This window comes from Streptomyces goshikiensis (assembly GCF_014650555.1).
Classification (GTDB): domain Bacteria; phylum Actinomycetota; class Actinomycetes; order Streptomycetales; family Streptomycetaceae; genus Streptomyces; species Streptomyces goshikiensis.
In genome coordinates, this window is sequence record NZ_BMVE01000003.1 from 428,892 (window position 1) to 450,964 (window position 22,073).

21 protein-coding genes are annotated in these 22,073 nt (G+C 74.6%); 11 read left to right on the forward strand and 10 right to left on the reverse strand.

Going from position 1 to position 22,073, the window contains the following annotated elements; all coding sequences use genetic code 11:
* Positions 1–223: 223 nt before the first annotated feature.
* Both IE248_RS12020 and IE248_RS12025 read right to left on the reverse strand, forming a co-directional pair.
* Complete coding sequence (locus IE248_RS12020) at positions 224–901, reverse strand: RES family NAD+ phosphorylase (protein ID WP_190030698.1); 678 nt, start codon at positions 899–901, stop codon at positions 224–226.
* 1 nt (position 902) lies between these two features.
* The gene (locus IE248_RS12025) at positions 903–1,544 is read right to left on the reverse strand and encodes a DUF3168 domain-containing protein (protein ID WP_143196368.1); all 642 of its coding nucleotides are present in this window, start codon (positions 1,542–1,544) and stop codon (positions 903–905) included.
* A gap of 407 nt (positions 1,545–1,951) precedes the next feature.
* Here IE248_RS12025 and IE248_RS12030 point away from each other — a divergent pair, with 407 nt between their 5' ends.
* Positions 1,952–7,318 carry a CHAT domain-containing protein gene (locus tag IE248_RS12030; protein ID WP_190030699.1) on the forward strand — a complete coding sequence of 1,789 codons (5,367 nt, stop codon included), beginning with the start codon at positions 1,952–1,954 and terminating at the stop codon, positions 7,316–7,318.
* Positions 7,319–7,453: 135 nt separating this feature from the next.
* Positions 7,454–7,939: a hypothetical protein gene (locus IE248_RS12035; RefSeq protein ID WP_053065838.1), complete on the forward strand. Its 486-nt coding sequence runs from the start codon at positions 7,454–7,456 to the stop codon at positions 7,937–7,939.
* On the opposite strand, the gene IE248_RS12040 is transcribed toward IE248_RS12035, so the two are convergent.
* Together IE248_RS12040 and IE248_RS12045 are read right to left on the reverse strand one after the other, a co-directional pair.
* A complete protein-coding gene (locus IE248_RS12040) occupies positions 7,922–9,070 on the reverse strand; it encodes an RNA polymerase sigma factor (RefSeq protein WP_190030828.1) in 1,149 nt (382 codons plus the stop codon). The two genes, IE248_RS12035 and IE248_RS12040, sit on opposite strands and share 18 nt — an antisense overlap.
* An 8-nt stretch (positions 9,071–9,078) precedes the next feature.
* Positions 9,079–9,486, reverse strand: a complete 408-nt coding sequence (locus IE248_RS12045) for a YciI family protein (RefSeq protein WP_037798881.1) — start codon at positions 9,484–9,486, stop codon at positions 9,079–9,081.
* Positions 9,487–9,657: 171 nt separating this feature from the next.
* Here IE248_RS12045 and IE248_RS12050 point away from each other — a divergent pair, with 171 nt between their 5' ends.
* On the forward strand, positions 9,658–10,782 hold the full coding sequence (locus IE248_RS12050) for a polyprenyl synthetase family protein (RefSeq protein WP_190030700.1): 1,125 nt from the start codon (positions 9,658–9,660) through the stop codon (positions 10,780–10,782).
* 6 nt (positions 10,783–10,788) lie between these two features.
* On the opposite strand, the gene IE248_RS12055 is transcribed toward IE248_RS12050, so the two are convergent.
* Positions 10,789–11,514 (reverse strand): DUF4386 domain-containing protein, encoded by a 726-nt coding sequence (locus IE248_RS12055; protein WP_190030701.1) that lies wholly within the window; start codon positions 11,512–11,514, stop codon positions 10,789–10,791.
* 144 nt (positions 11,515–11,658) lie between these two features.
* On the opposite strand from IE248_RS12055, the gene IE248_RS12060 reads away from it, so the two are divergent.
* Genes IE248_RS12060 through IE248_RS12070 form a run of 3 tightly spaced genes read left to right on the forward strand, consistent with a single transcriptional unit; the run spans position 11,659 to position 14,340 of the window.
* Positions 11,659–12,405: a TetR/AcrR family transcriptional regulator C-terminal domain-containing protein gene (locus tag IE248_RS12060; protein WP_100580849.1), complete on the forward strand. Its 747-nt coding sequence runs from the start codon at positions 11,659–11,661 to the stop codon at positions 12,403–12,405.
* A gap of 32 nt (positions 12,406–12,437) precedes the next feature.
* Entirely contained in the window at positions 12,438–13,058 is a 621-nt protein-coding gene (locus IE248_RS12065; RefSeq protein WP_073798685.1) for a nucleoside/nucleotide kinase family protein, read from the forward strand.
* A gap of 19 nt (positions 13,059–13,077) precedes the next feature.
* On the forward strand, positions 13,078–14,340 hold the full coding sequence (locus tag IE248_RS12070; RefSeq protein ID WP_190030702.1) for a serine/threonine-protein kinase: 1,263 nt from the start codon (positions 13,078–13,080) through the stop codon (positions 14,338–14,340).
* On the opposite strand, the gene IE248_RS12075 is transcribed toward IE248_RS12070, so the two are convergent.
* Positions 14,318–15,178: an alpha/beta fold hydrolase gene (locus IE248_RS12075; protein ID WP_229895266.1), complete on the reverse strand. Its 861-nt coding sequence runs from the start codon at positions 15,176–15,178 to the stop codon at positions 14,318–14,320. The genes IE248_RS12070 and IE248_RS12075 overlap by 23 nt on opposite strands.
* A 95-nt stretch (positions 15,179–15,273) precedes the next feature.
* On the opposite strand from IE248_RS12075, the gene IE248_RS12080 reads away from it, so the two are divergent.
* From IE248_RS12080 to IE248_RS12090, 3 genes are all read left to right on the forward strand, one after another.
* Complete coding sequence (locus tag IE248_RS12080) at positions 15,274–16,236, forward strand: ArsR/SmtB family transcription factor (RefSeq protein ID WP_199848616.1); 963 nt, start codon at positions 15,274–15,276, stop codon at positions 16,234–16,236.
* Between the two features lie 145 nt (positions 16,237–16,381).
* Positions 16,382–17,062, forward strand: coding sequence for a phosphatase PAP2 family protein (locus tag IE248_RS12085; RefSeq protein ID WP_190030703.1), 681 nt, complete (start codon positions 16,382–16,384; stop codon positions 17,060–17,062).
* Between the two features lie 26 nt (positions 17,063–17,088).
* On the forward strand, positions 17,089–17,877 hold the full coding sequence (locus tag IE248_RS12090) for a class I SAM-dependent methyltransferase (protein WP_190030704.1): 789 nt from the start codon (positions 17,089–17,091) through the stop codon (positions 17,875–17,877).
* Between the two features lie 84 nt (positions 17,878–17,961).
* Here the strand turns inward: IE248_RS12090 and IE248_RS12095 are convergent, their stop codons facing one another.
* Complete coding sequence (locus IE248_RS12095) at positions 17,962–18,177, reverse strand: hypothetical protein (protein WP_073777114.1); 216 nt, start codon at positions 18,175–18,177, stop codon at positions 17,962–17,964.
* A 150-nt stretch (positions 18,178–18,327) separates the two neighbouring features.
* On the opposite strand from IE248_RS12095, the gene IE248_RS12100 reads away from it, so the two are divergent.
* Positions 18,328–18,621, forward strand: a complete 294-nt coding sequence (locus IE248_RS12100; RefSeq protein ID WP_037798895.1) for a hypothetical protein — start codon at positions 18,328–18,330, stop codon at positions 18,619–18,621.
* A 276-nt stretch (positions 18,622–18,897) separates the two neighbouring features.
* On the opposite strand, the gene IE248_RS12105 is transcribed toward IE248_RS12100, so the two are convergent.
* Positions 18,898–19,695, reverse strand: a complete 798-nt coding sequence (locus tag IE248_RS12105) for a 3-hydroxybutyrate dehydrogenase (RefSeq protein ID WP_190030705.1) — start codon at positions 19,693–19,695, stop codon at positions 18,898–18,900.
* Between the two features lie 194 nt (positions 19,696–19,889).
* On the opposite strand from IE248_RS12105, the gene IE248_RS12110 reads away from it, so the two are divergent.
* Positions 19,890–20,387: a hypothetical protein gene (locus tag IE248_RS12110; RefSeq protein WP_073798694.1), complete on the forward strand. Its 498-nt coding sequence runs from the start codon at positions 19,890–19,892 to the stop codon at positions 20,385–20,387.
* 9 nt (positions 20,388–20,396) lie between these two features.
* Here IE248_RS12110 and IE248_RS12115 read toward each other — a convergent pair whose 3' ends face one another.
* Positions 20,397–20,645 carry a DUF6296 family protein gene (locus tag IE248_RS12115; RefSeq protein WP_073798695.1) on the reverse strand — a complete coding sequence of 83 codons (249 nt, stop codon included), beginning with the start codon at positions 20,643–20,645 and terminating at the stop codon, positions 20,397–20,399.
* 130 nt (positions 20,646–20,775) lie between these two features.
* Positions 20,776–22,029, reverse strand: coding sequence for a serine hydrolase domain-containing protein (locus IE248_RS12120; protein WP_190030706.1), 1,254 nt, complete (start codon positions 22,027–22,029; stop codon positions 20,776–20,778).
* Positions 22,030–22,073: the final 44 nt, after the last annotated feature.

The following is a 22,073-nucleotide window of genomic DNA, read 5'->3' on the forward strand; positions in this document are numbered from 1 at the left end:
GAAAGGGAGGGGAATGCCGGGTAATCGGCATGAGGAATGGAGCGGCTCGCGGAACATTCCGCGCCTCGCGGCTCCGCATTCCCCCTGATCGCGTCCCTCCACTATGCACGATCGGGGAGGGTGATCGAGCGCTGTTTTCCGTATAGTGAGGCAATTCCCGGAGGACGCCCGGACTACGCCCGGATCGCGCCCGGCCCGCGCCCGGGCCGGGCGCCCGGCGGCTTCAGTCCGCGGGCGCGCCGACCCGCGCGCAGTACGGGTCCAACGCGCTGTCGAGCCAGCGCCGGCCCGCACTGTCGTCGAGGTCGATGCCGCCCGGGACGGGGCGCAGGACCTCGTTCCCGTCCTCGCGGACCAGCGGGCCGAAGCGGTCGCCGAAGAGCACCGCGGTGGGCTCCGGATGGTTCTGCCGGGAGGTCCAGACCAGCCCCTGCGCCCAGTCGGCCTGCCCGCGCAGCCAGTGGCCCCAGCGCCGGGTGAAGGGGTAGTCGGGGGATTCGGACTGGGTCAGCCAGGTGCCCTGGTTGACCGCGCTCGTCGCGCGGCGGTCGAGCAGCGAGAGCAGCGTGACGTCGGTCAGCAGCTCCAGCCGGGACAGGCGCCGGTCCTCGATGGCGCTGTACGAGACCACGCGCGGCTCCCCGTCGTCGACCGGGAGCTCCTTCAGCAGGCTCTCGACGAGGGCGGTCTCGGCGCTGGGGGCCAGGTAGAGGTAGGAGTACTCGTCGTTGGGGGTGCTGTCGAAGCGGGTGCCGCCGAAGTGGTGGTCGACCACGGTCGCGTTGAAGTCGGCCGCCGATCGGCTCTTGCGGTGCACCCGGTAGAGCGTCGTTCCGGCGGGCCAGACCACCTGGTGCGGTGTGCCCGCGAGCTTGCCGGGGAGTTTCGCCGGACGTGCCACGTCAGTCCCCCTCGCCCACGGCCCGGGCCGCGGCCATCAGTTCGTCGTCCGGGACGCTGCCCAGGACCTCCGCCGGCGGGGCCGCGAGCCAGTGGTTGGGCCCCAGCCACCAGTCCGCGGCGCCCCACGGGTCCTTGGAGGCCCTGAGCACCTCGTTGATGGCCAGGACCAGCGGCACCGGGACGCAGTCCTCCTGGAACTGGAACGACGGCAGCCGCACCTCTCCGCCCTTCCGGGTCAGCCGGATCAGGTGCGGGTGCCGGGGATCCTGCCGCAGCACGTCCCTGACCTGAGCCTCGGAGAGCGAGGAGGCGGAGAGCAGCCGCTCGCGGATGCGGTCCCACGAGGAGGGCGCCGCAGGGCCCGCCGGCTCGGCCCGGTGGTGCAGAGGCCGGGCGCCCGAGGACCGGACGGGCACGTGGTGGCCGTGCCGCGTGGCCATCCGGCGGATGAGCCCGGGCGCCGCCGACCGGTCGGGCGCCATGGTCGAGCGCCACCTGCGCAGGGCGGGGTCGTCGGCCGGGAGCCGGCCGCGCACATGGGCCGCCACCGCCTCGCCGACGGCCCTGAGCCCGTCGTCGTCCGAGACGTTCGCGAACAGTCCCAGCAAACGATCGAGCTGAATACGATCAGCTTCGGTCAAACGTTCGCGTATATCGTCAGGATTCGATTCGAGGTCGGCCAGAATCGAAAGATCAATATCGTCCATGCATCGTTCCCCCTCACGCGCCTGCCAGTACGTTCCGGGACGGCAAAGCGGTCGCCACGAGCGTACTGGAAAAACCGGATCGGTCCACCGAGTGCGCCATCCATATTGCCAGGCACGTACCTCGCCGGGCAGAATCGCAGCGTCCCCGCCACGCCATCGTGAAGGCAAGGGGCAAAGAAGGGGATACGGGGACCGCGACGGTCCCCGGGGGGAGTCGGGGATCGCGGCACCGTGAACTTCCGGTGCCGCGGGAAAACAGGCTGACGGCGGACCGGCATCCGCTCCGGATCGTGAATTCCGGCCGCCGGACCGGGCCGTCGCGGAAGAGCAACGGGGGGATCATGGACGCGTCAGGGAGCGACGACATCCGGGCGCTGGAGCGGGAGATCGCCGCGCTGCGCGAGCGGGCCCGGGTCCTGCACCCCGGTGGTCAGGAGCGCTGGAACACCGAAGCCGACCTCGCCGAACTCCTCTTCGTCCACGCCCTGGAGGTCGTCTCGGCCGGGGCGGCCACCGCCGCCGGGGCGCCCCCGCTCCCGGAGGGTCTCGCCGAGGCCCGCGCCCTGCTCGACCGGCTGCTGTCCCAGCGCCGCCCCGGCAGCGCCTCGTACCACTGGGCCTGCCTGCTCGCGGCCCGCGCCGCCCGGGGCGAGGCCGAGCTGACCGGCGATCCGGACGCCCGGGACGCGGCGATCGAGCGGTTCGAGACCGCGATCGCGCCGCTGCCCCCGTACGGGCCCGACACCTTCCCGCCGCTGCCGGGCGAACCCGAGTGGTGGACGCCCGCCCTGGCCGTGGACGCCCGGTGCGAGCTGGGCCTCGCCCTGTACAACCGCAGCCGCGAGCTCACCGGCGGGAGCCGGTCCCGGGACCTGGACCGCATCGTCAGCCTTCTCACCCCCGTGGTGGACGGCCCCGAGGCCGGGCTCGCCCAGGACCTCCAGGTGACACTGGCCTGTCTGGGACTCGCCCTCGCCGACCGCTCGCGCGCCCCCGGCCACCGCGGCCCGGACCGGCCGGCCGACCGTACCGAGGCGATCGGCAGGCTCCGCGCCGCCCGCGAGACCCCCTCGGAGGACGAGGTGCCGGGAGCCGTCCCGTTCCAGCTGGCGCTGCTCCTCTTCTGCGAGCACGACGACGGCTGCGGCGGTTCCGAGGGCGCCGACGGCCGCGGACCGTACGCCCGGCCTACCGGGGAACTCGACGAAGCGCTCGCCCTGCTGTGGCCGCTGACCCTGGATCCGTCGGCCGACGGCGGCGAGGCGACGGAACTCGCGACGATGACCGCCCGGCACCTGTACGAACACGACGGCGGTCCGGCCGCCGAGACGGCCCTGATCGAATGGCACCGCAGGGCGATCGACCACCCCGGCACCCAGCGCCGCCAAGTACGCGCCAACCGGACCGACTTGGCGCTGCTGCTCATCGACCGGGCCGAGCGCGGCGCCACGGCGCCCGCCCCCGGGACGCCCGCCCCCGGGACGCCCGCCCCCGGGACGCCCAGCCGCTCGGACGACCTCGGCGAAGCCGCCCGGCACCTCGAACTCGCCCTCGACGACCTTGCCTTGAAGGAGCGGGCCCCGTCCGTACGGCTGCGGGCGGAGGACGAGCCGCCCGAGACCGACGCGGACCGAGCCGAGGAGCGGCTCAACATGCTCCTCGGGCTCGTCACGCTGCTGAGCATGCTCCTGCCCGAGAGCTCCGACGACGCCCGGCTCGACCGCCTGATCCGCCGCGGGCAGGAGCTGATCGAGGTCATTCCCGACGCCGACACCGAGCGCGGCGGCGCCTGCCTCCGGCTCGCCCTCGCCCTCTTCGAGCGGACCTCCCGGCGCACCCTGCCGCAGCTGCCCGCCCTGCTGATGCGCGCGATGACCCCGGACCGGGCCGACCCGGGGATCTCCCTCGTCGCCAACGTCCCGGGGGTGCGGGAGGACAACGAGCTGGCGATCGCCCTGCTGCGGACCGGAGTCGGCCTCTACGGATACGAGGACGAGCTCTACGAGGCCGCCGCCATCGCGCTGGCGGTGAGCCTGCTCATCGGCTACACGGTCCGGCTGCCCGAGCGGGACACCGCGCTGATCCGTGATGCGGTGCGCTGGTTCCGCATCGTCCTCGACCGGGTGCCCGAGGGCGGCGAGCTCCACAGCCCGGACCTGGAGGACCTGTTCATCGGGGCGCTGCTCAACAGCGTCTGGACCAGCGAGCCGTTCGTACGGGCGCAGACCGGCTCGTGGCGCGACGGAGAGGGGATCCCCGACGTCTCCCGCAACCAGAGCGTCGAGGACGACCTCCAGAGCCTCAGGCACCTGCTGGAGACGGCCGTGCGCTGCCGCGAACAGCCCGTGCCCGTCTACGAGATGGTGCTCCTGCTGATCACCTTCATGCGCGGCAAGGGCGAGCTCGACGACGCGGAGGCTCGGCACTGGCGCGACCGGCTCCGGCGGGCATCGGCCTACACCGACCCGGCCGAGGAATCACTGAAGGGCTTCCTGCTGCTGGCGGCCGGGGCGTTCGGGTACGAGCTGGCGCGGCGCGGAGCCGCCGGCCCGGCCGAACTCGCCGAGGCCGACAGGCTGTTGCGCGAGGGCGCGCGCCACATGCCGCCGGGCAGCGACTTCGCGGAGTGGGCCGAGGGGCTGCGGGCGACCGGGCCCGCCACGCTGATCCAGCAGCTGCTGGGCGTGTTCATGGGCGGCGCCTCGGCCCCCGGGGCGGCAGCGGCGGGAGCCCCCGGCGCGGCCCGTCGCCCGGCGGACGATGCCGTACGCGCTCCCGGCCCCGCGCGACCGCCGGGCTCCGCCCGCCCGCCGGGTCCCGTCCGGCCCCCGGCCCGGTCGGCGCCCGCCGAGGCGGAGGACATCCCGCTGTCGGCCGCGGCGGTCCTGCCCGGAGACGGCAGCCCGTACCCCTTCACCGAACCCGTGGGCCGCGTCCTCGAAATCGTCGCCGGGCCGGCCGAGCAGCGGTCCGCCCCCGTCATGGCCGCGCACGCCCTGGCGCTGCACCGGCGGTGGCTGCACGAGAGCGAGATCGCCGACCTCACCGACGCCGTCACCCTCACCCGGCGGGCGATCGCCGCCGCGGAGGGCGCCGACGGCCCCCTGGCCGACCGGCTGTCGCTGCTGCTCGCGGGCATGCTGCGCGACCGGTACCTGCTGATCGGCGACCGGATGGACCTCCAGGCCGCCCGGTCGGCGTACGAGCGGCTGCGCGACCGGTCCGACCCGCGCGCCCCGCACCCCGAACTCGCCACGCTGCTGGCGCGGCCCGGAGCCGCGGGGCAGCCCGACCTCGCGGCCCTGCTGAGGCCCGCCCGCCCGGCGGCCCCCGGCGCCTTCTCCGCCGAGCTCCTCGCAGCCGCAGCCCTGACCGGACTGCTCGCCGCCCGCGAGGACGGCGTCGCCGACCGCGCCGCGGTGGAACTCGCCGAAGCCGCCGAGGCGCTGCCCGCCGACCACCCCCTGCTGCCCGCCGTACTCAGCGAATCGGGCCTCTTCCGCGCCACCCGGGCGGCCCGCGCCGACGAGCTCGCGGCCCTGCGCGAGGCCGTCGAGGACGTCGTACGGGCGGCCGCCCTCTGCCCGCCCGGCAGCGCGCACCGGGCGCCGCTGCTGCTCCGCGCGGCCGCCGTGCTGTGCGCGCACAGCGACGCGCTGGACGCGGCCGACCCGGCCGGCCCCGCCGCCCCCGGCTCCCGTACGAGCTCCCTCGACCGCGGCATCGACCTGCTGTCCGGCGCGGTCGACGAGGCGGGGCCGAGCTTCCACGGGGCCCGGGCCCGCTGCCGGTACGGGCTGGGGAGCCTGCTGCTCACCCGCTTCCGGCGCACCCGCGACCGGGCCGACCTCGACCGGGCCGTCGGCCTCCTCCGGGACGCCCGCACGGCCGTCCTCTCCCGCCCGGGCGACCCGTTCACGGTGCTCCTCACCCGGGCCCTGGCCGAGGCGCTGCGGGCCCACGGTCCCGAGGACCCGGACCACCGCGCGCAGTCCCGGGAGGCGGCCAAGTCCGTCCTCGCGGCGCACGGCCGGGCGGTGCTGCTCCAGACCGGCACCGAGACCGCCCTCGACTCCGCCCGCGCGGCCGGCTCCGACATGATGCGCCTGGTCGAGTGGTGCCTCACGGACGGCCGTACGGAAGAGGCGCTGGAAGCCCTGGAACTGGGGCGCGGACTGGTGCTGAACGCGGCGACCGTCGCCGCCTCCGTACCCGAACTGCTGGAGCGGGAGGGCCGGCCGGAGCTGGCGCAGGCGTGGCGGCGGGCCGATCCCGGCCGGGTGCCCGGTACACCTGCCGACGGCCCCGTGGTCATCCCCGACGGACTGCGGCTGCTCGTGCTCCAGGCGCTGGAGGGCGGCCCGGCGGAACGCCGCATCCTCTCCGCGCCCACACCGGCCGAGATCGGCCGGGCGCTGCGGACGGTCGGTCACGACGCGCTGGTCCACCTGATCCCGGGCCGGGACGGGTCCGGCGACGCCCTGATCGTGACCGCGACCGGAGCGGTGGAGCGGCTGCGGCTGCCGGGGCTGTGCGTCACCGACGACGGCCCGGCGGCCGCGTACGGCGAGGCCCTCCAGGAGTTCGCCGCGGCCACCCGGGAGCCGGTCGTGCTGCCGGGGGAGGACGACCCGGCCGTGATGTGGGAGCTCTACCGGCGCGGCCGCAAGCGCCTCGGCCGGGCCTCGGACCGGTGGCGCGGCGCCCTGGAACCGCTCTGCTCCTGGGCCGGCGAAGTGGCGATGGCCGCGGTGATCGAGCACGTCGGGGCGGGGCGGCGGCACCGGCCGGCCCGGCTGGTGCTGTCCCCGGTGGGCATGCTCGGGATGGTCCCCTGGCACGCCGCGCGACTGCCGGGCGCGCCCGGGGTGTCCGGAGAGCCCGGCGGCGGCTACGCCTGCGGCCGGGCGGTGATCTCGTACTGCTCCACGTCCCGCCAGCTGGTGGAGGTGGCGGCCCGGGCGCGGCTGCCGTGGAACGGCGCTCAGGCGGTGGTCGCCGACCCGGGCGGCACCCCGGCCATGCACGAGGAGGCCCGGCTGATCGCGGCGCTGTACCCCGGGGCCACCGTCGTCGGGCCGATCGACGACGTGCCCGAGCCGGGCGGCCCCGGGAGCCGCCCGCCGTCCCGGCCGGCCACGGCGGCGGCGGTGGCGCCGCTGCTGCCGGGCCGCGGCGGGTCCAGCGTTGCCGTCTGCCACGTCAACTGCCACGCCACCGCCCGGGCGACGCCCTCCGCGTCCAGCCTCGACCTGCACCCCGCCGCGCCTGTGCCGCAGGTGCTGACCCTGGCGGAGATCCAGGCCCTCGCCCACGGCCGCGACCCGTCGGCGCCCGGCGGTCTGCTGGTCCTCGCCAACTGCACCAGCGACCTGACCCTGGCAGACTACGACGAGGCGCTGACCCTGTCGACGGCGTTCCTCACGGCGGGCGCCGCCTCGGTGGTCGGCTCCCTCTGGGCGATCGCCGACGACATCCGCACCTCGATGGTGATGTACGTGTTCCACCACTACCTCACCGGCCGCGGACTGCCCGGGCACCCGGAGGCGGTGGGCTCGCCGGCCGACGCGCTGCGCGCCGCGCAGCTCTGGATGCTCGACCCGCACCGGATCGTCCCGCCCGCGCTGTCCGCCGTACTGGAGGAGCGTCCCGGACTCGACCTCGACGCCCCGCACATCTGGGCCGCATTTACCCACCACGGGCACTGACGTCACTCCATTAACGTATTTTGTCATAGCGGTCGATTTCGGCCACGGCTTCTGCCACGATGGTGGCGAGTAAAGCCTCAAAGGCGATCGGGAAAAACCCAGGGGGGAAATGCGGTGAGGTACGATCAAGCGGCCATGGTGGCGGCCCTGAAATTCGCCCACAGCAATCTCGACGGACTGAAGGTCAAGGAGTTGGTCGACAAGAAGGGAATCGAGTGGTACATCAACCACTGCGCCGCGCTCGCGGCGACGACCGGTGTGGCGTCAGGGATGGGGGGCCCCGCCACGATGGTGCTGGGCGTCCCGGCGGACATGGCCAACACCATCGCGCAGCAGTTCCGCGTCACGATGGCGGTGATCTACCACAAGACCGGGAGTTATTCGCTTTCGTTCGATGAATTCATGAAGATCGTGGCCGTGTCGCTCGGGGTGGAGGTCGGAACCCAGGTCGTCGTGCGGGTGGCGGCGGAAATCTTCAAACGACTCACGGCGAAGATCGCGGGGAAGTTCATCCCCCTCCTCGGCGGCGTCATTGGCGGGGGCCTGAATTACGGCTTCATCAAGGCTCAGGGAAAGGCCATGCTCGCGCTGGATTTCGACAAGTTATCCCGTTCGGCGTAGCTGGGTGAGGCGGGCGGCCCGGCGCGTCAGATGGTCGCGCTCGGCGAGGTTGGATGCCTTCCGAGCCGCCTCGGCGTACAGCCGGGCCGCCGTCTCCAGGTCGCCGTCCCGCTCGTGGAGGTACGCCGCCACCGCGGTGTGGCGGGGCAGCGCGTCGTCCAGCGCCGCGAGCGCCGCCAGCCCGGCGCGCGGACCGTCGGCCTCGCCGACGGCCACCGCGCGGTTGAGCCGGACGACCGGGCTGTCCGTCAGGCGTACGAGCTCGTCGTACCACTCGACGATCTGCACCCAGTCGGTCTCCCCGGCGGTGGGCGCGTCGGCGTGCAGTGCCGCGATGGCGGCCTGAGCCTGGAACTCGCCCAGCCGGTCGCGGGCCAGGGCCGCCTGCAGGATCGCGACGCCCTCGGCGATCATCACGGTGTCCCAGCGGCCGCGGTCCTGCTCGGCGAGCGGTACGAGGCTGCCGTCGGGCCCGGTCCGGGCGGAGCGCCGGGCGTGGTGGAGCAGCATGAGGGCGAGCAGCCCGGCCACTTCGGGATGGTCGATCGAGGCCGCGAGCTGCCGGGTGAGCCGGATGGCCTCGGCGGCGAGGTCGACGTCGCCGGAGTAGCCCTCGTTGAAGACCAGGTAGAGGACGCGCAGCACGGTGGCGACATCGCCGGGCTGGTCGAACCGCACCCCGGAGACGGTGCGCTTGGCCCGGCTGATGCGCTGCGCCATGGTCGCCTCGGGCACCAGGTAGGCCTGGGCGATCTGGCGGGTGGTCAGCCCGCCCACGGCGCGCAGCGTGAGCGCGACCGCGGACGAGGGTGTCAGCGCCGGGTGGGCGCACAGGAAGTACAGCTGGAGCGTGTCGTCCACACCGGGCGCGGGTCCCGGCGCGGGCTCCTCCTCGACGAGGTCCTCGCGCCGGCGCCGGGCGGTGTCCGACCGGGCCGCGTCGAGGTACCGGCGCCAGGCCACGGTGATCAGCCAGCCCTTCGGCTCCCGCGGCATGTCGGCCGGCCAGACGCGGACCGCCTCGACCAGCGCCTCCTGCAGGGCGTCCTCGGCCGCCGCGAAGTCGGCTCCGCGGCGGACGAGGATCCCGAGCACGCTCGGGGTGAGGCTCCTGAGCAAGGCCTCGTTCATCGGTGAGGTCACTCCGTGATGGTGGGCGGCGCGGTCAGGAACGGGCGCAGTTCGAGCCACTCGTGGATCGGCTTCCCGCCCGCCCCGGGGGCGGCGGACAGCTCTCCGGCCAGCTCGACGGCGCGCTCGTAACTGTCGACGTCGATCACCATCCAGCCGGCGATGAGGTCCTTGGTCTCGGCGAACGGGCCGTCGGTGACGGGCGGGCGGCCCTCGCCGTCGTACCGGACGAAGGTCCCCGTGGGGGCGAGCGCCTGACCGTCGACGAACTCGCCGGTCCCCTCCAGCCGGTCCGCGAAGTCCTGCATGTACCGCATGTGGGCCGAGATCTCCTCCGGCGTCCACTGGTCCATGGGGACGTCGTTGACCGCCGCGGGGGCGCCCCGGTAGTGCTTGAGAAGCAGGTACTTGGCCATGGTGGTTCTCCTCGTACGGGTGCGGCCCATTCTGGCCGCGTTCACCCCGGGGACGGAGCGGGCCACGGGTTCTCGACATCGCAGGCGGAATTTTTTTCGCGGCATCCCGCCAGCCCGCGCACCCCGCGCCTGCCGGCCCGGCCCCCGGCCCGGTCGCCGATACTGATCTCCATGCACGCCACGGTCAACGCCGCCACCCTGGAACGCGTCCTCGGGCACCGGACCCGCTTCGACGCCCGGTTCGGACAGTACTTCGACAGCCTCGCCGGGCGCTTCGACCTGCCGGTGCCGAGCCGGTACGTCCCCCGGTGCCTGGACCTCCTGCGGGACCTCTCGATGCGCGGCGGCAAGCGGCTGCGGGTCGTCCTGCTGTACGAGGCGGCCCGGCTGGTCACCACCGAGGAGGTGCCGGGGCTCGCGGAGGCCGCCCTGAGCATCGAACTGCTCCAGACCCACGGGCTCGTCCACGACGACATCATCGACGACGCGCCCCTGCGCCGCGGCGGCCCCTCCACGTACTACGCCTACCGCCGGGAGTTCCCCGGCCACGGGGCCACCGCCCTCGGGCTCGCGGTGCTCGCCGGTGACCTCGCCGGGTTCCTCTCCACGCAGGTCCTGCTGGAGGCCGAGGCGCCCGTCGCGCTCCGCCAGGCCCTGCTCGGCGTACACACGCGCACCGCCGCGGAGACCGTGGCCGGGCAGATCGCCGACCTGGAGCGGGACGCCCACGCGCTGCCCGACGAGGAGTTCCTGCACACCGTCACCGACTTCAAGAGCGCGCGGTACTCGATCCTGGCGCCGCTGACGATGGGTCTGCTGGCGGCGGGCGAGGATCCGGCGCCGCACCGCGCCCGGCTGCACCGGTACGCCAGGCTGGTGGGCATCAGCGAGCAGATGCGCGACGACTGCCTCGACCTCTTCGGCCCGTTCGGCGAGGGCGCGGGCTCGGACGCGGTCGCGGGCGCGGCTCCCGCGGTCGCGGACAAGTCCACCGGGGCCGACATCCGCTCCGGCCGCCGCACCTACGCCGTCCGCGCGGTCCTGGCCGCCGCGACCGGGGCCGACGCCGCCCTCGTCGAAGCCGCGCTGGGCGATCCCCGCTGCCCGGACGCCACCCTGGAACGGATCCGGGAGATCGCCCGCGCCGCCGGAGTGGACGGCCGGCTGAAGGCGGAGATCCGGCGCCACGCGGAGGAGGCGGCCGCCGAGGCCGCGTCCTGGGAGCCGTACTGGCGGGCGGAGGCCGTGGAGTTCTTCCGGGGTCTGCCGATGTGGAACGTGGACCGGATGCCCTGAGCGCCCTCACCCGGCGAGGGCGTCCACGCGGGCGCGGGCGCCCTCGCCGGCGCCGTCACCGGCCGCCTCGTCGAAGCCCTTGAACAGCAGCCGGACCGCCAGGGTCACCTCCCAGGCGAAGACGGGCAGGGCCGCGAGCGAACCCGCCACGGAGACCTGCTCGTAGGCCCCGAACAGCACGGCGGTCGCCGAGGCGCAGATCAGCGCGCCGCCGGCCAGCCCGAGCACGGCGAGGGCCCGCGGCACCAGCCGCGAGGTGTACATCAGGCAGGCCAGCACCAGGGTGTTGGCCCCGAGGACGAAGTTGGGCCCGAGCAGGAACGTCCAGTCGTGCAGCGCCACCAGGGCCTTCCCGGCCGTGACGAGGGAGGCGGCGTCGGCGGCGCCCGACGGGCCGGCGGACCGTCTCAGCGTCACGACCGCCAGCACGCTGACGATGCCGACCACGATGACGGCGGCCTCCAGCAGGCGCCCGCAGACATAGCCGACGGCGGCCGCTTCGCCGCGCCGCCGCAGGACCGGGTACAGCGCGGCCCCGGTGCCGATGACCGCCAGCGCCAGCACGAGTTCGCACAGCGCCCCCAGGAACACCCGGGTGTCGGCGCCGGATCCGACGACGTAGCCGGGGCCCTCCAGAACGGGGCGGTAGAGCGCGAGCCCGCCGATCGCCGCGACCTCCGTGACGAGGAACAACGCCCCCGCGACGACCGCGAGCCTCCTGGTTTCACTCATGCGGAACAGCCCCTCCCTCGATGGGTGTACGGCGTACACCCGGCATCTGGCGCTCACGGTAGGTGTACGTCGTACACTCGTCAAGGCGGGATGCCGTATCCACGCCCGCCCGCCGGGCGGAAGCGACGACCAGGGAGAACCGACATGCCGGCCGACGTGCCAGCCGAGGAGTCACGCCGGACCCCCTTGAGCCGGGACCGGGTGCTGCGCGCCGCCGTCGCCTTCGCCGACGGCGCCGGGATCGAGGCGCTGAGCATGCGCAGGCTCGCCCAGGAACTGGGCGTCGTGCCGATGGCGCTCTACAAGCACGTGGCCAACAAGGAGGAACTCCTCGACGGCATGGTGGAGGCCGTCGTCGCGGGCCTCGACCCCCATGTGCCGGGAGCCGACTGGAAGAGCGCGGTCCGCCGCCGGATCCTCGGGGCCCGCGACGCCCTCGTGCGGCACGCCTGGGCGGCCCAGGTGATCCGCTCGCGCACCAGCCCGACACCGGCCGTGCTCGCGTACCTGGACTCCGTGATCGGGATGTTCCGGGCCGGTGGCTTCTCGCTCGACCTCACCCACCACGCGATGCACGCCCTCGGCAGCCGGGTGCTGGGCCTCACCGAGGAACTGTTCGACGCCCCGCCGAGCCCCGGACCACGAGCGACGGCGACGGCGCCGGTGTCAGCGCCGGCAGCGGACCCGGCGCAGACGGCCGCGCGCGAGGCGATGGCCCTGCGGTACCCCCATGTCACCGAGCTGGCCGGGGCGGTGGCCCATGACCGGAGTTCCGTCGTGGGGGGCCGGGGCTGCGACGACCGGTTCGAGTTCGAGTTCGCTCTGGACCTCCTCCTCGACGGATTCGAACGCCTCCACGGGCAGGGCTGGACGTCGGCCCCCCGTCCGTGACGCGGATCCGCACGGTGCCGCAGGATGGGGGCATGGAGTTCGCGGAACTGGAGGAGCGGGCGCGTACGCTCGCGGCGTCGGGCGGCAGGCGGATCCTCGGGATCGCCGGACCGCCCGGGGCGGGAAAGTCGACACTGGCCGCGCGCCTCGCCCGGGCCCTCGGGGCCGAACTGGCCGTCGCCGTACCGATGGACGGGTTCCACCTCGCTCAGGCCGAGCTCGTCCGGCTCGGCCGGGCGGACCGCAAGGGCGCGCCCGACACCTTCGACGCCGCCGGGTACGCGGCGCTGCTGCGGCGGCTGCGCGCCGCCCCCGGGGAGGGGGCCGGGGCGGTCTACGCCCCGGCCTTCGACCGGGCCCTGGAAGAGCCGGTCGCCGGGAGCATCCGGGTCGGCCCGGCCGTCAGCCTGGTGATCACCGAGGGCAACTACCTGCTGTACGGGGCGGGGGAGTGGGCGCAGGTACGGCCGCTCCTCGACGAGGCTTGGTTCCTCGCCCCCGACGACGCGGTCCGCGTCCGGCGGCTCGTCGACCGCCACGTCCGTCACGGGCGGGACCGGGCGGCCGCCGAGGAGTGGGTGTCCCGCTCGGACGAGTCGAACGCCCGGCTGGTCGCCCCGGGCCGGGCGGGAGCGGACCTGGTGCTGGAATGAGGCCCGTTAGGGTTGCCCCGTGACAGCGGAGAGCGGAGCCCTGATCGGCGGGCGGTACCGGCTGGTTGAGCTCCGGGGCCGGGGCGGCATGGGGCGCGTGTGGCGGGGCCTGGACGAGCGGCTGGACCGTGAGGTCGCCGTCAAGGAGATCGTGTTCCCGGACGGCGTCGACGAGGAACGGCGCGAGGCCCTGCTCCACCGGTTCGTGCGCGAGGCCAGGGCGGCGGCGCGGCTCAACGACCCCGGGATCATCACGGTGCACGACGTGGTCGAGCACGAGGGCGCTCCCGTCATCGTCATGGAGTACGTGACCGGCCCATCGCTCGCGGCCCAAGTGGCGCGCGGCGGGGGGATGCCGGTGCGGCGCGTCGCCGAGCTGGGCGTCCTGATGGTGAAGGCGCTGCGGCGGGCGCACGCCGCGGGCATCGTCCACCGCGACCTCAAGCCGGACAACGTGCTGCTCATGGACGACCGGGTGATCATCACGGACTTCGGGATCGCCCACGTGGCGGACGCCACGATGACCCTCACCCGCACCGGAACCCTTCTCGGCACGCCCGCCTACATGGCGCCCGAGCAGCTGGAGGGCGGGCCTCCGACGCCCGCCACCGATCTCTGGTCGCTCGGCGCCACGCTGTACTGCGCGCTGGAGGGGCGGCCGCCGTTCGTCGCCGAGACCTTCTCCGCCCTGTGCGTGGCCATCGTCATGCAGGACCCTCCGGTCCCCGGGCGGGCCGGCCCGCTGGCGCCCGTACTGGCCGCGCTCCTGACGAAGGACCCGGCCGGGCGGGCCACCGCGGAGCAGGCCCTGGCCGCCCTGGAGGCCGTCGCCGGGGGCGCCGCGCAGCGGGAGCCGCAACCGCAACCGCAGCCCCAACCGGAGCAGCGGCGGCGGCAGCGGCTCCCGGGGTCGTCGCTGCGCGGCGCGGGCTGCTTCGCACTGGTCTGGCTGGGCACCCTGCTGCCGTGGAACCACATCCGCGAATGGCACGGATTCCAGCGGGAGTTGCTGGTCGGCGCGACGGCCGCGGTGGTGGCCCTGGCGAACGCGGGCCTGCGGCCCCGGGGGCCGGCCGGACCGGGGTGGGCGCGGTTCGCCGGGCTGAACCTCGCACTGTTCCTGGTGGCGGCCCTGATCTGGCCCGTCTGGGGGCTCCCCGCCGTCATCGCCAACGGGCTGCTCGTGGGCACCGTCTCCTGGTCGCTGTGGTGGTCGCTCTCCCGCGCCGGGGTGCCCGCCGGGGTCCGCCCCGACGCCGTCAGCGAGCGAGGAACCCGGTGACGGCGGCGGCGAAGGCCGCCGCGTCGTCCAGCCACGGATAGTGGCCCGCTCCCGGCAGTACGGTCAGCTCCGCTTCCGGGAAGACACCGGCGGCCCGCGCGGCCGCGGCCGCCGTCGGCCAGAGGTCACGCTCACCGGCCAGCAGCAGCACCGGCGCCGCGAGCCGGGCGAGCCGGGCCGCCAGGGCCTCGGTGTCGGGGGCGTACCCGGCGTAGAAGGCCTCGCTGACCGGCAGCGAACGCTGGGCCGGATCGGCGGCGGCGTGCGCCCGGGCGGCGGCGTCCCACCGCCCGTACATCAGCGGCTCGAAGGCGGGCCGGTGCGCGGCCGCCTCCTCGAAGGAGCGGGCCGCCTTCACGGCCCGGTAGGCCGGGAGGGCCCGCGCGTACCAGGGTTCGGCGGCCCGCGAACGCAGGACCTCCTCGGCGCCGGTGTCCGAGGGCAGCCCGATCGAGGCGAAGGACGGGGTGACCAGCACCAGCCGGCGCAGCCGCCCGGGATGGGCGGCGGCGTACAGCTGGGCCAGGGATCCGCCGGCCGAATGGCCCAGCAGGTCGAAGGTCTCCAGGCCCAGGTGGCCGCGGAGCGCCTCGACATCGGCCACGAGCCGGTCGACCCGGCAGGTGGCGAGGTCCGCGGGCATCGCGGAGGCGCCGGAGCCCCGGGTGTCCGGGAGGATCAGGGTCCGGTGCGCGCCGAGGCCGCCGAGGTCCCCCAGGTAGGCGGCGGCGCGACCGGGGCCGCCGGGCAGGCAGACGAGCGGCGGGGCGCCGCCGTCGCCGGTCACCCGGTAGGCCAGCTCGGTTCCGTCGTACGAAGTGAAGAAGTGCAGGTCCATGCCGGGTAGCCTGCGGGCCGCCGGCACCCGCCGACTACTGTTCAGCCAGAGCTACATGGTCGGGCGCCGGACGGGCCCGCCGGACGGGGGTGGCGGTGTCCGTCGAGATCAGGCTGACGGCGGCGGAGGTGGCCCGCGTCAGATTCGCCGTGTCGCCGCTCGCCGAGACGGTGCTGGGCGTGCGCGCCGCGCTGACGGCCACGGGCCAAGCCGTGCACCACCGGTGGCTGGCCGAGGCCCGGGACGTACTCCGCGATGACCCCGAACTGCCTTTGCTGAGAAACCTGCTGGGGCACTGCCTGCCGTCGTTCCTGCTCCCGGTGCCGCGTGAACGGCTGCCCTCGCTGGATGAGGAGCTGGCCGACCTGTGCGCCACGGATCCCGCGTACTTCGCGGCCGAATGCGCCGCCGGAGCCGGCGCGCGGGCCGCGGGGCGGCTTCCGGCCGCCGAGGTCGCCCTGCCCCGGCTGGCCGGCGCCCTGCGGCGCTGTCACGACCGTCTGGTGGCCCCGCACTGGGGGCGGATGCGGGCCGTCCTCGACGCCGATGTGGGCCGGCGCGCCGTGGCCCTCGTCGACGGCGGGGTCGAGGGGCTGTTCACGCAGCTGCACCGCGACATCGCCTGGCGCGAGGGCGAGTTGGTCGTCGGCGGGCGGCGCCGGGCCGGCGCCGCGCCCTGCGCGGTCGAAGCCTCGGGGCACGGGCTGGTGCTGCTGCCCTCCGTGTTCGCCTGGCCGGACGTACTGGTCGACCGGTCGCCGGTGACAGCGGCCTCCATCCGCTATCCGGCCCTCGGGGTCGGCCTGCTCTGGGAGCCGGACCGCCCCACCCGCGACGGCGTGGCCGCCGTCCTCGGGGCGACCCGGGCGGCGCTGCTGGCCGCGCTCGCCGAACCGCTGACCACCCCGGCGCTGGCGGCCCGCCTCGGGGTCACCCCCAGCGCCGTCTCCCAGCACCTGGGCGCCCTGCGCGGCGCGGGCCTGGTCTCCACGCGCCGGTCCGGGCGGACGGCCCTGCACCTGCGCACCGCCCGCGCGGTCGACCTCCTGACCGGCTGAGCCCGCCGCGGCCGCCCCGGCCCCCGTCCGGGCCGGTGTCACCCGTACCGCTCGTGTCGCCCCGGGGAACCAGGGGAACGATCTTCCCTGCCCGTTCGTCTGGATTGCCCAGGACTGTCCGTGCGCATGAGGGGAGCACCGTCCCATGGCCCGACCCGCTCCGACGCCCGCCCGGTCGCGGCGACGCCGTCGTATCGCGGTCGCCGGGGCCGCGCTGTGCGCGGGCCTGTTCGTGCTGCTGGCGGTCCTCGTCACCGCCCGGCACGGCGCCCCGTACCCGCTGGACAGCGCCGCGCACCGCTGGTCCGTACGGCACCGGCCCGCCGTCGCCGTCGCGTTCGCGCGGGCCGTCACCTCGACCGGCAGCGGCCTGTTCCCCTACGTGTGCGCCGCCGCGGCGGGGGTCATCGCCGGGCGCGGCACCCGCGAGCGGCTGTGGGGTGCGGCCGCCGCGCTGCTCTTCCTCGGCTTCGCCCAGGCGGTCCGCTTCGGTGTGCTCCACCTGATCGGCCGGCCCCGGCCTCCCCTCGCGGACTGGGCCACCGTGGCCCACGACCACTCCTTCCCCTCCGGCCACACCACCGCCTCCGCCCTCGCGGCCGGGCTGCTGGCCTGGGCACTCGTACGTCGCGCCGGTCCCGCCGCCGCCGCGATCCCCTGCGTGATCCTGGCGGGCTGGGCCGTCGCCGTCGGGCTGACCCGGATCTACCTCGGGGTGCACTGGCCCACGGATGTCCTCGCCGGATGGCTCTACGCGCTCACCTGGTTCGCCGTCGGCTACGCCGTCTTCCCGTACGTCCTGCGGATGTTCACGGACACCGACTGACACCGCACCCGAAAGGACGTGGGCCGATGTGGGCTGCCGGGGAGGCGTACGAACCGTACGTCGGACGGTGGAGCCGGCTGGTCGCCGCCGAGTTCGTCCGCCGGCTGGCCGCCGCGCCCGGCGGCAGCTGGCGCGACATCGGCTGCGGTACGGGTGCGGTCGCCCGGGCCGTGCTGACCGCGGCCGCCCCGCGCCGGGTGATCGGCGTCGATCCCGCGGAGAGCTACGTACGCCACGCCCGCCGGCACCTCGCCGGTCCCCGGGCCGACTTCGTCGTGGGCGACGCGCTGGCCCTGCCGTTCCCCGACGGGCGGGCGACGGCGGCCGTCAGCGGGCTCGTGCTCAACTTCGTGCCGGACCCGGCGCGGGCGGCCGCCGAGATGGTGCGCGTCGTCGGGCCCGGCGGGACGGTGGCCGTCTACCTCTGGGACTACGGCGAAGGCGGAATGCGGGCCATCCGTGCGTTCTGGGACGCCGCCCGCACGCTCGACCGGCGGGCCGAGGCCCTGGACGAGGCGGTCAGGTTCCCGCTGGCCGGCCGGAAGCCGCTGCGCGAGCTGCTCACCGGCGCCGGGCTGGCGGGCGTGGAGACCGGCGAGATCACCGTACCGACCCGGTTCAGGGACTTCGACGACTACTGGGGGCCGTTCCTGGGCGGCCAGGGCCCCGCGCCCGCCTATGTGGCCTCGCTGCCCGAGGACCACCGCGCGGAGCTGCGGGAACGGCTGCGCGCCACCCTGCCCCGGGCCTGCGACGGCTCGATCCGCCTGACCGCGCGGGCCTGGACGGCGTGGGGTGCGCGGCCGCCGGGCTGAGCCCGGTCACCCGTCGGCCGCAGGGGCAGCGCCAGGGCCCAGCGCGAGGGCCCGGTGGGGATGTCCCACCGGGCCCTCGCGGGGTCATTCGGACGGCGTGCCGAAGGCGTGCACCGCCCTGCTGAACGCGGTCATGCAAGGCGCGCAGTAGCGCTCGGCGGCGGGGTCGGCCGCCGGTGGAGGGGTCTGGTCGGGGTTGAGGAGGGATCCACACAGGGTGCTGAAGGTCGTGTCCTTCGCTATGACGTGCCACAGGAGCTGGCATCGGTCGGCTATGGACTCGGCGCGCATCTCGTACATGGGCGTACCTTTCCGCGCTAGCGCGGGCAGAGGAACGGAACCGGCCTGTTGTCCATGAGAGCCCCCCGTGACGAATGCGGCCAATGTGGGTAGACCAACAGAAGGAAAACCAGTTGGAGCAGGTTTAGCCGAGCAGGGAGGAGACCGTCGATGGCATGGGCTTCGTGGACGACGACAGGGGTCTTTCCGGGGGCCGGAGGGGTCCGGACCGAGGAGGTCGGGATCATTTCGGGAGACCTGACCGTGCACACCACCTGGACGGGCGCCCAAGCCCAGGTGGCGGTGCAGTACAGCAGCTCGTCGGACTGGTTCACCCTGTCCGGCAGCCCCGTGGAATGCGTGTCGGAACCGGAGAGCCGGGACCTGCACCAGGCCGTGGTGGAGGCGGTCCGTGGTGGAGGCGGCAGCGGCGTTCCACCCCATTGGGCCACTTTCGCGGCCTGACGGACACAGCCTGATAACGCCTCGCGACCTCCCGGAGTGGAGGATCGTTCAGCCTTGTATGAAAGCCATGAGTCCCGGGGCCACGATGCCCGCCACCCTCCCCGCCCGTCCGCGGCCACCCGCAGCCACGGCGGCGGCGGGTGGCCGGCCGGACACGGTCACCGCCACGGGCACGCCGATCTACGACGCGCTCATCGACCAGTGGTCCCGGGAGGGCCGTGAGCTCCCCCTGGGCATAGAACCGACCGGCCGCACCCCCGTGCCCTCCCCCTCGCGTCAGTTCGCGGCCCAGCCGCCGTCCAGCGGCAGGGAGATCCCGGTGATGTAGCCGGTGTGGGGCCCGCACAGCCAGAGCGCGGCCGCCGCCACCTCCTCGGGCTCGATCAGCCGTTTGATCGCGGACCGGGTCAGCAGCACGTCCGCCACCACGTCCGCGGCGCCGATGCCGTGCGCGGCGGCCTGGTCCGCGATCTGGCCCTCGACCAGGGGGGTGCGCACATAGCCGGGGCTGACGCAGTTGCTGGTCACCCCGTACGGGGCCCCCTCCAGGGCGGTGACCTTGCTCAGCCCCTCCAGCCCGTGCTTGGCCGCGACGTAGGCGGATTTGTAGGCGCTGGCCCGCAGCCCGTGCACGCTGGAGATGTTGACCACCCGGCCCCACCCCGATGCGTACATGTGCGGCAGCACCCGGCGCAGCAGCAGGAACGGCGCGGTGACCATCACCTGCTGGATCAGGGCGAAGCGCTCGACGGGGAACTGCGTGATCGGCGCCACGTGCTGGAGCCCCGCGCTGTTGACCAGGATGTCCACTTGGGCGGGCAGCTCCTCGATGGCCGCCGGGTCGGCGAGGTCGGCCACGTGCGCCCGCCCCCGGACGAGACGGGCCACGGACGCCGCCGAAGGCGCGTCGACGTCCACGACGTGCACGGCGGCGCCCGCCGCCGCCAGGGCCACCGCGCAGGCCCGGCCGATTCCGCTGCCGCCACCGGTCACCAAAGCGACGCGCCCCCGCAGGTCCACCCCCGCGGGGCCGGGCGCGGGCAGGGGAAGCGCGGGAGGAAGTTTACTCGTCATGGTTCGCAACAGTAAGGACGGCCCGCCCGCGCGCCCATGGCGTGGCGCACCACACTCCCGGCCGGGGCAGTGTCGGCGGCCGCCATACGGGGCGGGAGTCCGCCGTCCCCCGGGAGCCGGGTCCGCTCAGGCATGGTGCGCGGGCCCCGTCGTCTTCTACGGTGCCTCCAGCACTCACCACCTGGAGGCACCGGATGACCCCTGACATAGACACCGCCGAGCTCGTCGCCGCCGTCAACACCGTCGAGCGGGCCCGAAACCTGTTGGGGGAAGCCCGCGACGAGCTCGGCGGGGCGGGGGTGTCGCGGGACCAGGAGTGGACGGCCGCGGGAAGCCCGGTGCAGACGCTCCAGGGCGCCGATGACATGCACCGGGGATCCGGTCAGTTCCTGGACGACCTCGCCCTGGCCCTGGGCTACGCCGCCGCGGGCCTGGCCGAGCAGGCCCTGCGTCAGCGCGAGCGCGCCGGCCAGGGGTTCCTCGGGCTGAGCGGTGCGGACCGGATGGCCCGGCCGCTGCCCGCGCCCACGGTCGAGGCCCTCGAACTCCTGCGCGGTCTGGACCTGCTCACCCCGGAGTTCCGCGAACGGATCACGGGGGCGCTGGAGGCGGAGGCCGCCACCTACCCGGACCCGGCGCCGCAGCGGCCCCTGCGGCTGGGCACCTCCGGGCTCACCCCGACGGCCGGCTGACCGCCCCGCTCAGGGGGAGCCGGGGCGGCGGGCCCGGGTCGGCTGGGCGAGGGACTGCTGGCCGCCCGAGGGCAGCATCCGTACCTCGCCCTGGTCACTGATCTCCGCCCGTACGATCCCGGTGGAGTCGGCGTAGACCGGATGGCCGCCCGGCCCCTTCTGCGCGGTGCGCGAGACGACCACGAGGTCCTCGCCCTCACCCTCGGGCTCGCCGCTGCCGAACACCAGCTCGTAGCGGTCCTCGTGGTCCTCGCTCACCGATGTGCCTCCCGGTCCCCGCCGCCGGCCCGCGCCGACGGACTGTCACCAACCTGCACCATCGGATGCCGGGGCCGGACACACCACGCGGTACTCAGGTCCGACCAGGGGATTCAGGAGGACCCGTGCGTCAGCGCCGCTCGGGCAGGTCCGCATCGGCGGGAGTCGCCGCGAAGCTCCGCGCGGCGGCCTTGGCCGGAGACACGGGGACCGGTCGCTTGCCGCAGAACGCCGCGTCCAGCGTGCCGCCGAGGGCGGTGTTGGCCTCGCCGCGGTTGGAGGTGTTCGCCATCGCGGCGATGCTGCGGCGGCCGTCGCGGGTGGCGAACGCGTAGGTGTAGAAGCCCTGCACCGTGCCGGTGTGCCCATACACCGACGTACCGCACGAGAGGTCGTAGCGGCGCAGCCCCAGCCCGTAGAAGCGGGTGTTCGTGGCGTCCGTGGGGGTCACGGTGGTCATGGCGTCCATCGTGCCCGCGGACAGCAGCTTGCCCCCGAGCAGGCCGGACATGAAGGTGTTCAGGTCCGCCGTGGTCGAGATCATCGCGCCCGCGGACTGCGCCCAGGACACCGTCTGCTCGGTGGAGTCGACCAGCGGGGCGCCCGCCTCGTCCGGGTGCAGGTAGCCGTGCGCGTGCGGCCCCTTGATGGCGGTGGACGGGTGCACGTACGAGGTGTTCTTCAGCTTCAGCGGCTTGATGATCCGCCGCTCGTACTCCTTGGCCACCGTCCGGCCGCTGGCCTTCTCGATGAGCATGCCGACGACCACGAAATTGGTGTTCGAGTAGGAGTAGGACGCGCCCGGCTGGGCCGTTCTCGGCTCGCGCAGCGAGAGCGCGACCAGCTCCTGGTACGTGAACACCTTGTTCCGCACGGCCTCGAAGCCGGGCACGGTGTGCTCGAACATGGCGTTCGTGTAATCCGCCAGCCCGCTGCGGTGGGTCAGCAGGTGACGCACCGTGATCCGGTCGTCGGGCAGCAGGCCGGGCAGGTAGGTGTTGACCGGGTCGTCCAGCTTCAGCTTGCCCTCGTCCACCAGCTGGAGCAGGACGACGGCCGAGAAGGTCTTGGTGACGCTGCCGATCCGGAAGCGCGAGTTCGGGTCCATCGCCGCGCCCGTGGTCTTGTCCTGGACCCCCTCCGCCTGGGTAAGGGGCGCACCCGAGCCGGTCACGCGGACCATGGCGCCCGGCGCCCCGACGGCCAGGGTGTTCTTCAACGCCTTCGTCAGCGCCTCCCGGTCGGGCGCGGGCGCGGCGGTCCGTACGGTCTCGGCGGAGAACGGGGAGGGCGCGGCGTAGGCGGTGGTGGCCGGAACCACACCCCCCACCACGGCGAGCAGGGCGGCACTGAGAGCCAGGCGTCGGTCCAAAGGCAGGCGCATGGGCGCTCCTCAACTGTGGGGTAATGGGCCGGGGGTGCGACGCC